The organism is Alteromonas gilva (assembly GCF_028595265.1).
Taxonomy (GTDB): Bacteria; Pseudomonadota; Gammaproteobacteria; order Enterobacterales; family Alteromonadaceae; genus Alteromonas; species Alteromonas gilva.
In genome coordinates this window covers 1-12,349 of the sequence record NZ_JAQQXP010000004.1, presented here as the reverse complement: position 1 = coordinate 12,349, position 12,349 = coordinate 1, and the positions used below count along the sequence as shown (strand labels likewise).

The 12,349-nt window shown below is 43.9% G+C and carries 14 protein-coding genes; 2 read left to right on the top strand and 12 right to left on the bottom strand.

The genetic code is table 11. From position 1 onward, the window contains the following. Positions 1-9: 9 nt before the first annotated feature. The 3 genes from OIK42_RS18825 to OIK42_RS18815 form a co-directional block, all read right to left on the bottom strand. A complete protein-coding gene (locus tag OIK42_RS18825) occupies positions 10-375 on the bottom strand; it encodes a hypothetical protein (protein WP_273642686.1) in 366 nt (121 codons plus the stop codon). Between the two features lie 81 nt (positions 376-456). Next, positions 457-717: a hypothetical protein gene (locus OIK42_RS18820; protein WP_273642685.1), complete on the bottom strand. Its 261-nt coding sequence runs from the start codon at positions 715-717 to the stop codon at positions 457-459. Continuing rightward, entirely contained in the window at positions 714-1,268 is a 555-nt protein-coding gene (locus OIK42_RS18815; RefSeq protein ID WP_273642684.1) for a hypothetical protein, read from the bottom strand. Before OIK42_RS18815 ends, OIK42_RS18820 begins: the two co-directional genes overlap by 4 nt. A gap of 481 nt (positions 1,269-1,749) precedes the next feature. On the opposite strand from OIK42_RS18815, the gene OIK42_RS18810 reads away from it, so the two are divergent. Then, positions 1,750-2,022 (top strand): HU family DNA-binding protein, encoded by a 273-nt coding sequence (locus OIK42_RS18810; RefSeq protein WP_273642683.1) that lies wholly within the window; start codon positions 1,750-1,752, stop codon positions 2,020-2,022. 1,083 nt (positions 2,023-3,105) lie between these two features. Here OIK42_RS18810 and OIK42_RS18805 read toward each other — a convergent pair. From OIK42_RS18805 to OIK42_RS18790, 4 genes are all read right to left on the bottom strand, one after another. Then, positions 3,106-3,822 (bottom strand): DNA-methyltransferase, encoded by a 717-nt coding sequence (locus OIK42_RS18805; RefSeq protein WP_273642682.1) that lies wholly within the window; start codon positions 3,820-3,822, stop codon positions 3,106-3,108. 331 nt (positions 3,823-4,153) lie between these two features. Further along, a complete protein-coding gene (locus OIK42_RS18800; RefSeq protein WP_273642681.1) occupies positions 4,154-4,444 on the bottom strand; it encodes a hypothetical protein in 291 nt (96 codons plus the stop codon). Positions 4,445-4,458: 14 nt separating this feature from the next. Continuing rightward, positions 4,459-4,926, bottom strand: a complete 468-nt coding sequence (locus OIK42_RS18795) for a hypothetical protein (protein WP_273642680.1) — start codon at positions 4,924-4,926, stop codon at positions 4,459-4,461. Between the two features lie 202 nt (positions 4,927-5,128). Continuing rightward, a complete protein-coding gene (locus OIK42_RS18790) occupies positions 5,129-6,802 on the bottom strand; it encodes a DNA cytosine methyltransferase (protein WP_273642679.1) in 1,674 nt (557 codons plus the stop codon). A 154-nt stretch (positions 6,803-6,956) separates the two neighbouring features. On the opposite strand from OIK42_RS18790, the gene OIK42_RS18785 reads away from it, so the two are divergent. Next, entirely contained in the window at positions 6,957-7,496 is a 540-nt protein-coding gene (locus OIK42_RS18785) for a hypothetical protein (RefSeq protein ID WP_273642678.1), read from the top strand. A 257-nt stretch (positions 7,497-7,753) separates the two neighbouring features. On the opposite strand, the gene OIK42_RS18780 is transcribed toward OIK42_RS18785, so the two are convergent. The 5 genes from OIK42_RS18780 to OIK42_RS18760 form a co-directional block, all read right to left on the bottom strand. Further along, positions 7,754-8,620 (bottom strand): hypothetical protein, encoded by an 867-nt coding sequence (locus OIK42_RS18780; protein WP_273642677.1) that lies wholly within the window; start codon positions 8,618-8,620, stop codon positions 7,754-7,756. Between the two features lie 82 nt (positions 8,621-8,702). Next, positions 8,703-9,041 carry a hypothetical protein gene (locus OIK42_RS18775; protein WP_273642676.1) on the bottom strand — a complete coding sequence of 113 codons (339 nt, stop codon included), beginning with the start codon at positions 9,039-9,041 and terminating at the stop codon, positions 8,703-8,705. 8 nt (positions 9,042-9,049) lie between these two features. Next, positions 9,050-10,498 carry a DNA cytosine methyltransferase gene (locus OIK42_RS18770; protein ID WP_273642675.1) on the bottom strand — a complete coding sequence of 483 codons (1,449 nt, stop codon included), beginning with the start codon at positions 10,496-10,498 and terminating at the stop codon, positions 9,050-9,052. A gap of 215 nt (positions 10,499-10,713) precedes the next feature. Further along, positions 10,714-10,956 carry a hypothetical protein gene (locus OIK42_RS18765; protein ID WP_273642674.1) on the bottom strand — a complete coding sequence of 81 codons (243 nt, stop codon included), beginning with the start codon at positions 10,954-10,956 and terminating at the stop codon, positions 10,714-10,716. 107 nt (positions 10,957-11,063) lie between these two features. Next, the gene (locus OIK42_RS18760) at positions 11,064-11,948 is read right to left on the bottom strand and encodes a hypothetical protein (protein ID WP_273642673.1); all 885 of its coding nucleotides are present in this window, start codon (positions 11,946-11,948) and stop codon (positions 11,064-11,066) included. Positions 11,949-12,349 lie beyond the last annotated feature (401 nt).

The window sequence follows — 12,349 nt, the reverse complement described above, 5'->3', positions numbered from 1 at the left end:
TAGTTGACGTTAAGCCTTTTGAATTTGTGGTTTACGTGGATCAAGGTCTGCCCATGACTGAAGCAATGCCAATTTGTCAGATTGAATTTGAAGGTCGTGATTGGCGTAACAGTAAATGCCGACCTGGATAAGCTCGCTGGCAGGAATGGCTGCCTTTGCAGTTGTCGGATATCTCTGGTGAAGACGGCCTGCCGCAATCATGGCGCGGTCGAATATGGTATTCAGATTACACGCATCAAAGAGGTTGCCTTCGAAATACACGGTCACGTAGCCCTCAATTGATGACTCAAGACTACCTACAATAGCGCTGCCGCCTTTAATCAAAGTGCTTGCAACTGAAGCGCCTTGTACTGGTACAAATACTGGATATTTCATGTGAATTACTTCCTCTTACAAACGTAGGAATATCGTACTATCAAGCTGATTTGCCGCATCCATTTGAACGGCCATAGCCCGTTATTGAACAGATGGGCCGAGTTGAAGCTTTTCCAGATTCTGATACATCAAACCATGTATAAACTTGTGTCGCTGGTCGAGAAGGAATTCCTGGGTGGCTCGCCAATTTGTACGATTGAAATCCCGCGTATATTGGTTGTAGGCCTCGACGGTCGCATCTGAGAATGTCACGCCCGTATACTGGCATTTAAGGTCACCGTACTGAGCCAGAGGCTGCTTATCCAAGGGTGGCTGGCCGAGAAATTCACGCTCATAATTCATGATGCCACCTGAGCTTTTGCATTGTTGAAAGCCGTAGCGAGCGAAGTGTCAATTGCTCCGCATTTAATCTTTGAAGGCCGTTCGTCATCGTAGCCAGTGATTGTGTTACCTATAACCTCTAGGTCGTCTTCAGGCTTGAATGTGAATCGCTCAGCGCTTTTAATATGCGTAGGCATATTCATACACATGAGCGTATTGGCAAATTCACCGTCTATCGGTTTAAGAATCCAACCGCAGACACGCACGGCATCCCCCCAATCCTGGCCATTGTCAAAGTATCCATAAACCAGCTCGTACAGCTTGTAATCATATGGATTGGCATCGGAAAAGCGACGAACCGCAAATTTAATCACGTCACCCTCAAACATGGGTTTGCCGGTGCAATCATGCCACTGAGAAAACTGGCGGGTGTGCACGACTGAAGAGAAGTCAATTTCCAGCATCTCTTTACTGCCTACCTCAACCTGTTTTTCAACAATAGCGTCATTCTCGCGAACAAAAAGTGACATCAAAGGGCGCTGTTTAAACTCGATTAAAAATGCGTCATACATAGCTGTACTCCTGTCCTTCGATTAGTTTGGTACTACTAAATTTTCACGATAAACGGCCAGTGGACGTTTAAACATGTGAGGGCCGTCCGGCTTCAATGGTTTGCCAAATTGACTGTATAAGGGCAGTCGGTCCATAGCTTGGTTGGCCAAGTCTTTCACGCTGACACGCACTACTTTTCCGTAGGTGGTTTTTAACGTTTTGATATGTGGGTGCTTCATGTCGGATATCGCTTTGTTTCAGTTGTGACTATGGTACCCCTGACTGGTTTTGGCGCTACTGGATGGAACAAGCCGGCATTGTCACTGATGAACAATGAATGTGTTCCCGCCCAAGATTCATTCGAATGGTATTAGATGAGCTATCCAATTATGAAAAGTTAATCTTTCACGGTTGTTGTTCTGTTGCTAGAGTCACAACCGCAGCCTGGGTAGGCTAGATCCTAATAATCAGATATTGACAAGAGCAAAAGGGAACAAATAAATGAATAAGTCTCAATTAATTGACAAAATTGCTGAAGGTGCAGACATCTCCAAAGCGAAAGCAGGTCAGGCTTTGGATTCAACCTTAAGTGCAATCACTGCTGAATTGGCAGCTGGTGGCTCCGTTTCTTTGATTGGATTTGGTACATTCGCCGTATCTGAACGCAAAGCTCGGACAGGCAGAAACCCGCAGACAGGTGAAACGATACAAATTGCTGCGGCTAAAGTACCAGGCATGAAAGCCGGTAAAGCACTGAAGGATGCCGTAAATTAGAACGTCGGCGCTTCCGGTATCATTGTAGATGCAATTTCAGCCCCTGACTTCCGGGGGCTTTTTTGTTTTGGCAGCTTACCCCTTATTCTTTTAGCCTCATCCAGTACTGAAAGTAGCACTTTACATCCGCATCTGTGGTATCCCTTACATATTCAAGTATTGCGAACACCATATATACCCCCTACGAGGATGAATAGGCACAATATATTGAAAAATTGTAAGAGCTTGCTTATCAAAATAAATTGTTCTAAGTAATCATAAAAATAAAAAAAACAGCTTGCATTCTTTTAAATTATGCCTTTTCAGAAGGCTCATAGTAAGTGATTACTAACCTAAATACAGGCTACGTAGATATTGGGTTGCATTAAAACTAAAACCTCACTATCTTGATTAAAGAAGACGCACTGTGGATAACACAGTACAGGGGTTATACCGTCACGATATGTGATATTGACTCTTGCCAAGGAAGGAAAGCTTAGGGTGGTCTGGTACACCACCCTTCGCCTATCTACATGTCAGAAAACAATGACAGTAGGGTTCGGTTTACGTTTTGTTAGCACTCACGTTTCCGAGTAGATACAAATTTGTATCTACATTGATAGACTAGCTTACTATTCGAAGTGTTGACAACAGTTAAGATGAATTATTTCAATATCTTTATCTGTCAACATTCAACACTTCATATAATACAAGTAGTTACATCTGATGCTCTGCTGTCTCCTTAAAAGCTTTAAAATCTCTAGGAGATTATTTTATGAACAGTTGTAAATTTACTTTAGGCAAACATTGCCCGTACAAAATGGGGGTGCTCTGCGCTTGCCCAGAAGCTAAGCCGCTACGTTGTCATTTACCTTATATTATATCGGAGTTTGAACTATGAATTCTGGTATAAATAACAACGAAGATTTCATCTATCGCCGTTTTAAGCGAAAGAAGAACAGCACGGAACTTATGGATGCTTATAACTACGGTTATAAAGCTTGGAAGATTCCCAAACGGAAATAGCAGTTAAGCTTTGGGAGGCTGTTTATAGCCTCCCTATTTTGCACCGCCACTATCGGGGTGTCTGAAGCTTAATCAGCCCTATACAGCCAGCTGCAACTGCATTCTCGGTTGTAATAATGAATCACTATAGATTGCATCTGGATGGTTACCCTCCATCCGACTGATAATCCCCTCCCTTTGAGATTCCTTTTTCTCAAACCCAATAACGTCGCGTCCTAATGAAAGAGCGGCATCCATAGAAGCGCCAGAGCCCACAAAAGCGTCAAAAACCAATTCTCCGGGCTTGGAGCTATTTAGAATTAAATCATTAAAAAGGCTCACCGGCTTTTCAGTAGGATACCTGTTGCGAATTCGTTTATGACTCAAAACATCCGGAAGTGAGTTACTGAATAAGTTTCGCTTACCCTTCTCCAAGTAACAAATCACTTCATGCTTAGCTCTCCAAGAATAGCCAGTGCTTATGGCCATCTTGTCCCATACCAAAAACTTCTTCCATGTGAAGCCACAAGCTAAAGCGGCTTCTCGAACAACATAATGGGTTTCCTGATCACACATAATATAGCAGTGCGCGTTATTCTTTAAAATTCGATAGCAATCTACAATGAACCCTTTCAGTTCCTCGTTTGTTATCACTTCGAACCACTCCCCTGATAACCTAGTAGTAGTTCCCACTGAGCGGTGCTTCTCAAGAGATTCATATGCTGGGTCTGTGACAATTAGGTCGACGGACTCATCCTGCATGTCCTTAACAAGCCGTAACGAGTCTCCTGTAGCGAGTTGATATTGGTTCACCATGCATCCCTCTGGGTCATTGATTTGTTTCTGCAATGGTAACGGTTATTGAAGTTGAGGCTATTGAATGGCACAGCAGGTACAAAAAAGCACGCCTTGCGAAAGCTTGGCGTGCTAATTTATGTTTTTGTTTTATGTAATTTCAATCGGTCCAGGCCCTCATGAGAATACGCGATTATAATACTCCAACTTCTTAGAGCTATGCTGCAATAGAGGCGTCTTTTGCGGCATGTCTAGGGTATAAAAGTTCGAAGTCGGACAAATCTTCTTAACCCACGCCTGAATCAATAGCGCCAACAAGATAGCATGTGTCTCGGCTTCCTGTGGGACTGCCTCAACTAGCCATCAAAAGGCTATTCTCCGGCTGAGTATTTAATAAAGCTTCAAATGCTCTGGGCTCAATGTATTCGATGAGCTCAATGTCAACCGCACTGGGGTGCGGCAAAAAGTTTGTGGTGATTTCAGCCATGACTTTTCCATCTTTAATGGAAAGCCCTGAAACCAAAAAAAGTATATCAATCGCCATAGTTCCATAGAACGCTATAACGCTCTCTGTCAGGCACTGACGTTTGAACATAACTGTTTTATTGAGCATCCAGCTATACTTGCTTGTTTCATTTTCCACAGGATTGCCTCTTTTTATGCAACGTTGGCATGCTTGAAGATGCCAAGAACTTGATTATTAAACTGACCAATAACCTTTCCGATTAGCACATCTTTGCGCGTTACATCGTGCGCCCTTCTTAGCTCAAACTTACCAGCGACTGAAACAAGCATGGTTTTATTATCCTTGCAGTGTAAGAAACTTGTATCGACAACAAAGTGAAGCTCTTGTTGTCCTTTATAATTCGCTATCGTTGATGAAGGCGTGAGAGCCATCATCTGGGGCATTAAGCATTTAAACGAAAGTTTAATGTAAACCGGCTCAGGGATTGGAATGCGACTTTGAGCAAGTTTTGCAATAGATACACCATTATGGATGGACGGGAAAAGCACTGCGATATTTTTAACTCCATTAGTTAAATTGTGTTCTTCTAAGAGCTCTTTTCTAAATAAACTCATCTGTTTCAGTCCAAGTATCCACCATAACTGAGGATATTTTCCCATGGATAAGAATTTGCCTGGGTGAATAGAACGTAGTGAATCAGCTATCCTATGGTGCAGAATGTTTAAAAGAGCCCGCCTTGTTCTGGTTCAGGGGCTGATGGCCAATGGTTTTTTGCGCCCTATTGGCCTTTTTGGTCAACCTTTTGTGAACAATAACGCCCCTGGAATTACCCTCTAACTTTTTTGTAAACCTAAAGTTGAGCTAATTGACACCTATCGTTTGAGGTTGCTCAATTATTTCATGTTGCTTATTGTGTAGGATTAACTCTGGCAAATTGACCCGTACCAATGCTTCTGAGAAAACAGGTGGAACCGCGTTACCGCATCTTGCAACTTGTTTGGCTTTGGAAATCTTCCTTCCGTCTTTGTCAACATCTATAACGTAGCTATCCCTAAACCCTTGGGCGCGGAATAATTCACGAGGCTCGAACATCCGCATGCCGATATCGATAAGAATGCCGTTGACGGCTCTTACGAATTGCCTTCTCGGATGAGGGTAAACGTAATCCGGCTCTGTTCCCGCATAGTCCATTATCCTGGCAATCCACCAGGCGCTGTAACGTTGGTCATCGGTGAGTTGTTCGACCTGGATTTCTGCATCCACTTTTGCGAATCGGTCTTTCGTGGTGACGGTATGCAGTGGGCCATTCACTGACTGGCCTACATTGGGGCCGTAGTATTTCAATATGCAGCTACGGACTTCTCCAAGGTGGTTACCCCCGGCAGTAATTGTGTGAAAAGGATCTTTAGCACCGTGGCCAGTACACTGCCCTCTGAATTTAACAACATGTGCAGAAACAAGTTGTGACTTTCCGCCGCCACCAGCTGTAACAGTCCCGCTGGGTTCATCAATTTTATGGCCAACAGAATTACCGAACTGCCGTGCAACAAACGGAGTGACAATGCCAAAATGCCCCCCTTTTACGCCTGCACAGATTGTTCTAAGTGGCTCATCAATTGGCATATTTCGTTGAGAAGAGGCATTAGCGTGCTCAGTGATAAATGGTGTTACAACGCCCCACCCATTCTTGCTGGTAATGGTTTGAAGTGGGGAATTGATGTCCTGACCTCGGAAATCCTCACTTGAGTGGTTTACTTTGATAATGAAAGGATCATCTGAATCGATGACATATCGCTGAACGCCTTTAGCAATTCGGCGTAATGTATTGAAGGCTAACATCCTCTTCCGACCAAGCACAGAATTGCATTCTATTGACCAATCAATGCATTCAGCAGACGTTCTCCAAGGCAAAAGCCTACCTTTTGCTACGCAATCTGATTTAGGATCTCCGTGAGTGGGCCTTGGCCATTTGATTGCTGCGCCATCACAACGAGCAATCAGGAATAGTCTTTTTCTGATTGTTGGTGCACCATAATCACAAGCCCGAAGTTCGCGCCATTCCACAGAGTAACCTTGCCGCTTTAATGCATTGACAAATGATTTGAAGGTTTTCCCTTTGTTTACCGGGCACGGTCTGCCATTCTCAAGGACTGGGCCCCATGTTTTAAACTCTTCTACGTTTTCAAGCATGATTACGCGGGGGCGAACAGTAGCTGCCCATCGTACAGCTACCCATGCCAAGCCGCGTATTTCTTTCTTTACTGGGACGCCGCCTAAAGCCTTGCTGAAGTGCTTACAATCTGGCGATAGCCACACCAAAGCAACTGGCCGACCGTTAGCAGCTTCACGCGGATCAACTTCCCAAACTGACTCATTGTAATGCTTCGAATTTGGGTGATTAATTTGATGCATCTTAATTGCATCGATATCGTGATTGATTGCGATATCAACGTGACGGCCAGTACCCAAAAAAATACCTTCGCTCGCGCCACCTCCGCCACAAAAGTTATCAGCGACAATTTCTCTGAACAGCATTATCGTTCTCCAAAAATCTGTTTTAAAGACGAATTTCTTAAAATATGCTGTTAAGGTACTGCTGATGGTATTTCGCGCCACCGAATAGAAGTAACCCGAATTAAGTAAGGGTTACTCAATCTGCAGGACTGACAATACTGAATTGGAGCAATAGATGATAATCAACGTGCTGTTACTAATTTTGGTGGTTTTTGTGCTGTACTTTTTACTGAAAAAGAAGCCGTCAGAAAGCAAGGTTAATTCCTTCAAATCCTATGTTTTTCGGGAAGGTGAAAATATAGAGGCTGATAAGGTCTTTGAAGCCTGGACTTCTGGTGATATCAATTTAATGGTTGCCCAGCTTGAAACGCCAACCAACCTAATAGATAGGCACTTTCTGTTGATGGGTATCGTCGATTATTGCTACAAGAAGCGTTCTCAACCGGATTGCGCGAGAATGCTTGAGAGCACGGCACTAACTCATTTTAAAGAATTTCCTGCTATCAGAAAGGCGTTAATCAAGCAGCATGACATGCTGCCAAGGGTGACCACATTTCAGTACTTTGCCACTTATTTATCAGAATGCGGAAAGTATGAAGAGGCTATCAAAGTCTGCCAAGATGCAATTGGATTCGGCCTGCATGACAACACAAAGTCTGGGTTCGAAGGGAGAATAAAGCGAATTACTAAAAAAATGGAAAGTAACTCTGCTTGATTAACCAATGAAAAAGGGGCCGTTAATGCCCCTTATGAATGTTATATCTGTAAAATGTGAGTCATTAGATGGTGCAAGCGCCGCCTTCGATGAATCTTCCAAGTTGACTCACCAGCGCCAAAGTATTGCCGCTGTCTCACATGGCGGCAGTACAGACAAGGGAAGCGAATCTGCCACATGTTTTGGATTTAGCTCCCTCAATCACACGTTAAGCTTTACCAGCTCCTTGATGTATTTAATTCGCAGCAAGGCATAACCTAAGCAGCTACAGGGAAGTCGATGATATTAACATCATCTGATTTGTGGGTAATGCAGAACACAAGCAAGGCATCGAAAACATCATGAGTGAGCTCAACTTTGAAATATTCTTTGAATACTGTGATCTGAGCGCCAGCTTTCGAGCCAAACTTTGTCCGTGAGGCTAAGTGTTCTGAATACCCACATGCCCGGAAGGCCTTAAATAATGAACGGAACGTTGCAGCGAGCGCAGGCACCCCGCATTCGTTGGACACCAATTGGATGTCATTGACGATGTTGCTCATTCGCTTGTTGTCCGAACAGTCGTACCCGCCCAGCGTGCCCCAGTAATGGTGCGAGCAAATAGTCGTATGGGTAGCGGTCTTCTTAACGCCGTAGTCGGAGCGGTGATCTCTTTTCTTCAAGTTAAAGGCACAAAGTAATCTGTCGGCCGCATCGCGGCGGCCCTTGCTATCCAGTCCCTGCCCTTCCCTTTCTAATAGATGAATCATTTTTTCAAAATCCATTAGGTCGGCAGCCGTGATTATCGCTTCCTTAATGTCATCCAGTGACAATTCGGCCAGCTCAAGGCCTCGATAGCGAATGTTGACAGCTTTTGCACAGGAATTAAAAATCCGCTCAGCCTCGATGGTGGCTTGTGTATCATTTGAATAATACGCTTGAACGTTCTGTGCGATTTTATCAAACCAAGCTTTGTGCATTTGCACGAACTCAGTATTACCCGAGATATAAGGCATTCTCAGACTTACCCCGAATCCCCTCATGGACTCTGCTAAGTTGATCATTTCCTTAAGTTTGACCATTCCGGATGTGCAGTGTTCGATAAACTGCTGGCGGTATTCATGGGGAGTAAAATACTGATACATGGTTTAACCTCATTGAGAAATATGAGGGTAAAGTAACCTGGCGTTGAATTGGCGCCACTATATGGCGCCGGATTCGTAAGCATTAAACGAAGGCTTTGTTGAAAAGTCCTTTTGAAAAATCGATAGCTAAATTACAAACATTTCTAAATTTATATTCAGCACAGCTGCGCTCGAACCGAACTGGATTTACTTCGAAAATCTCCATGCACTGATCTGAAAAGCCGTCGTAATTTCCATTAGGGAAAATCAAGCTTGCTCCGTGATGACTCTCCCCTATTTGATAAGCCTCATAGACTACCGCAACCGATCCAGCTGGGTTGCCTAAACATGCCTTTGCCACAGTACACAACATGCCAACAGGATAAGCGGTATGCAGCTTAGGGCTGGTAGAGGTGGGAAGGTTGTATCTGCTTTTACTCATCTTTGTTCCTATGCAGCTTCTAAAGAAAACAGATCCAACTGCCCTATTATTGGCTTGGCTGATGGCATGGAAGTGGATTTCCCAATAAGGCCATTCATCCAGTTCCCGATAAAGCTTCCTGTTGCATCCCATGACTCCGGGCTTACCGAATTTCCAAGAATTCTATGGGCGCGAACCGCATTTGTTCGTGAGCCTTGGCACAGGTGATGTCTGCCTTCGGCAAGATCTACGATTATCTGTTTAAGTGGTCCATCAACGTCACGCACATTGCAATGCTCTGCGGTGCTGAATATTCGATGCAAATCAGGGTTGCTGGGGTGGGCTACCATGGCACTGTCAGGCTGAATTTTGCCGTAGTTTGCACCGAATGTAGGTAGCACAGTATCGGTCGGTTTGACCTCACAGAATCTGTGACTGTGATGCTTTTCTGTGTTTTTGACCCTGATATAGCCTAAGTCTTTCCATGCCGGTGAATCATCCGCAATTGGCTCAAGGATGTCGGACACGGTACGCAGATTGGTTTTGCTGCCGGTCAATTGACTTAAATCGATGTCACACAGATTGGCTGAATAAAACAACTTGGCAATGCGAGGACGAATTTCAAAGCCGCCGTGCTCTGTACCTTTGATTGTGGTACTGGTTGATTTGTAGCCGGTGCGCTCAAGTACCGTAGAGATAATGTTGTCCGTGTCAGAGCCTTCGAACCTGTGAGAGTTCTCGACCAGAATGAGCGCAGGATTGGCGCGGTTAATCAACTCAAGGACCGGTACAAACAACAGGCCAGCCAAATCATGAGCAGTATCCTTTTTGCGCTTAGCGGATTGCTGCTGACTAAACGGGGTGCATGGGTAACCCATAATAAGCATATCCATTTGCGGCACTAAACTCATATCCATCGTGAACAGGTCATCATTGAGCAGGATGGCATCGTCAGTCTTGCTAGACCACATCTCATTATTGTGCGCGTGAGTGTCGCTGGCAAAGCGATCTGTGTCGCCAGCGAAGCAAAGGCTGGTCTTGATGCCTTGGGATTTTAATCCACGTTTAATTTGTCTTGCCAACAAACCGAAGCCTGCAAATTGTTCCCCAATACGCAGTGGCGAACCGGATTTCAATTTTGAAAGCAGAGCGTTTTCACGTGCGGCTACTTTGGAGTCGTGATGATAGGCGCGAATTCGGATTTTGCCTTGCGGCAGATAATCCACATGGACGCGACTGGCTTTTGGGAAAGCGTTGGTCATGCCCTTATTTTGCAAATCGATTATCGGCCCCTTGAATGTGTCAGCAACCGTTCGGGTACCTTCCGTGCTTAACGTCAGTTCGACAAAGTTTTTTTTGTAATTTGCTGAATACTTGGCGCCGGCCACAAATCCACTGCGAACCAAAGAGGCGTTATTCAAAAAGACGCGCTTACCTTTGGCGGTTTCCTTAAGTGATAAAGTCTCGATGTGATGCATGATGGTTGCCCTCAAATTTTATCTAAGAGCACTTTATCAATATACTCAATTGGCGCTACAAATCAGGTTGATTTGGTGTCTTTGTTTTTTCCCATCAGGGTTAATAATGAAAGTGAATTCATCTTCAATGGATTTGGCATTGTGTCTCTGTGTTATTGCCTGCCCAGGTTATGTCTAATAGTAGTTTTGCCACTGGATTATACGTCAAGTAGATTTCAAGCGGCCTTAGTCAGAATGGTGCTAATACACCCACTTGGCAGGTACCCCTGATAGTCCAAATATTTTCCTCCGTTATGGATTAATCGGTTTAAATAGATCTTGCTGAGCGAGCCAGTGTTATCTTTTTCAACACCAAGAACCCCGGCAATGATTGGATTACTCCGGTTGCTTATCCGAATAGTCGCCGTCTTTTCGTCTTCAGACAATGACACTGAAATATGCATTGTGGTTTTTGACATGCAAAGTCCTTAGTGGTCGATAAATAGTTACGACGTTTCCAGTGGAAACACTCTCTAGCGCATGCCTAATAAGGCGAGCACTGTTTGCTAAAAGCTATTGATGTAACTTACGCAACTCTTTGTTGCTGTTCTGGAATGTACTTTATGTCGATATTTTCTGGTTTGTTGATTACCAAAAATGCCATTAGTGAAGACAGAGCATCACGAGTGATCGTAACTCTCGAATGATTATTAAAAACCCTGACTTCTAGCGTGTTTTTGCATCCAAACACCGAGCCAGAACCAATAACCTGGCCATCATTGAACATATCCGCGATATCACTAAAAGGCTTTGATAGGCCGGTAACACCGGTTTGCTTTTCAATGGCCGCCAGACCTTCAGATATCACGGTAATTCTTTCACGGCTCTGATAGGTTAATCTGCCATCTTCCCAAACATTATCTCTCTGTGTCCTGATGTCCCAGCAAACCCGACTGGCCATTAACTTGAAAAAGCTAGTTTCATGAGAATGGTGTTTATACATCGCCAAGTTAAGGTTCCGGATTACATCGCCAGCTATATCTTTGAACCCTTCCACCTCCAGGTCTTCGCTAAACCTCTTAAGAGTCTTAACCAGTATTTCGTAAGGGTATTGACTAACTAGCTCCCGGTAGCGATATAGCGAGTCGTCATCAAAGTAAGATGAATTAATTGGGGCACTTATTACCTCACCTATTTTAGACAATGATTCGTCAAATTCATTTACCATAAACTCTTTATTGGTATCTCCTTGGCTCGAAATAGATACTTCCTTGCAGATACGTTCAAGCCATGTGTTCAAAGCTGTCTTCAGTACTTCGCCTGGATAAATTCTATTAAAGGCTTTTCCCGTGAGTGCAGCCAACTCTTTTGCGGCTTTTTGATAGCCTACTGACTCTGAATGAACTAATTCAATTATTTCCCCCAGCTCACATTTATATTCAGCTGCTGATTTGATGCCTTTTGATTTCATTTCGATACCCTTTATCTATGTACCTTAATTTTCACACTAAATGAATTTTGCGCTACTCAACATGTTCATGGGTGTTCGAGATCCCCCGGGGGGATTTTTTAGCTTTTGTACATAGACCCCCTAATTAAGTGCTGTCTATTTACAAAGCTAATTTAGTAAATCCTTTAAAATCCGCACATCAGAAGTGCCAGTTGCTAATGTGTACCTGACCCTAAGTTAAACCTATTTGTATAGATGCTGGCTGTATAACTCATATAGACAAATGCACTATGTCTCATATTTCCCCCCGGGGGATCTTTTGGGATTAGCTGTTTAACAGGGCTACTCAAATGTCAGGGATACAATTTGAAAGAGAGTAGGTGAACGACGTGAACCAAATTTCCCCCCGGGGGATCTTTTGG

Coding starts and splice junctions, on each gene's coding strand:
- OIK42_RS18795 (WP_273642680.1), bottom strand. CDS start 4,926: ATGGGAAAATATCCTCAGTTATGGTGGATACTTGGACTGAAACAGATG.
- OIK42_RS18760 (WP_273642673.1), bottom strand. CDS start 11,948: ATGAAATCAAAAGGCATCAAATCAGCAGCTGAATATAAATGTGAGCTG.
- OIK42_RS18820 (WP_273642685.1), bottom strand. CDS start 717: ATGAATTATGAGCGTGAATTTCTCGGCCAGCCACCCTTGGATAAGCAG.
- OIK42_RS18805 (WP_273642682.1), bottom strand. CDS start 3,822: ATGGTGAACCAATATCAACTCGCTACAGGAGACTCGTTACGGCTTGTT.
- OIK42_RS18825 (WP_273642686.1), bottom strand. CDS start 375: ATGAAATATCCAGTATTTGTACCAGTACAAGGCGCTTCAGTTGCAAGC.
- OIK42_RS18780 (WP_273642677.1), bottom strand. CDS start 8,620: ATGTATCAGTATTTTACTCCCCATGAATACCGCCAGCAGTTTATCGAA.
- OIK42_RS18770 (WP_273642675.1), bottom strand. CDS start 10,498: ATGCATCACATCGAGACTTTATCACTTAAGGAAACCGCCAAAGGTAAG.
- OIK42_RS18765 (WP_273642674.1), bottom strand. CDS start 10,956: ATGTCAAAAACCACAATGCATATTTCAGTGTCATTGTCTGAAGACGAA.
- OIK42_RS18785 (WP_273642678.1), top strand. CDS start 6,957: ATGATAATCAACGTGCTGTTACTAATTTTGGTGGTTTTTGTGCTGTAC.
- OIK42_RS18790 (WP_273642679.1), bottom strand. CDS start 6,802: ATGCTGTTCAGAGAAATTGTCGCTGATAACTTTTGTGGCGGAGGTGGC.
- OIK42_RS18810 (WP_273642683.1), top strand. CDS start 1,750: ATGAATAAGTCTCAATTAATTGACAAAATTGCTGAAGGTGCAGACATC.
- OIK42_RS18815 (WP_273642684.1), bottom strand. CDS start 1,268: ATGTATGACGCATTTTTAATCGAGTTTAAACAGCGCCCTTTGATGTCA.
- OIK42_RS18775 (WP_273642676.1), bottom strand. CDS start 9,041: ATGAGTAAAAGCAGATACAACCTTCCCACCTCTACCAGCCCTAAGCTG.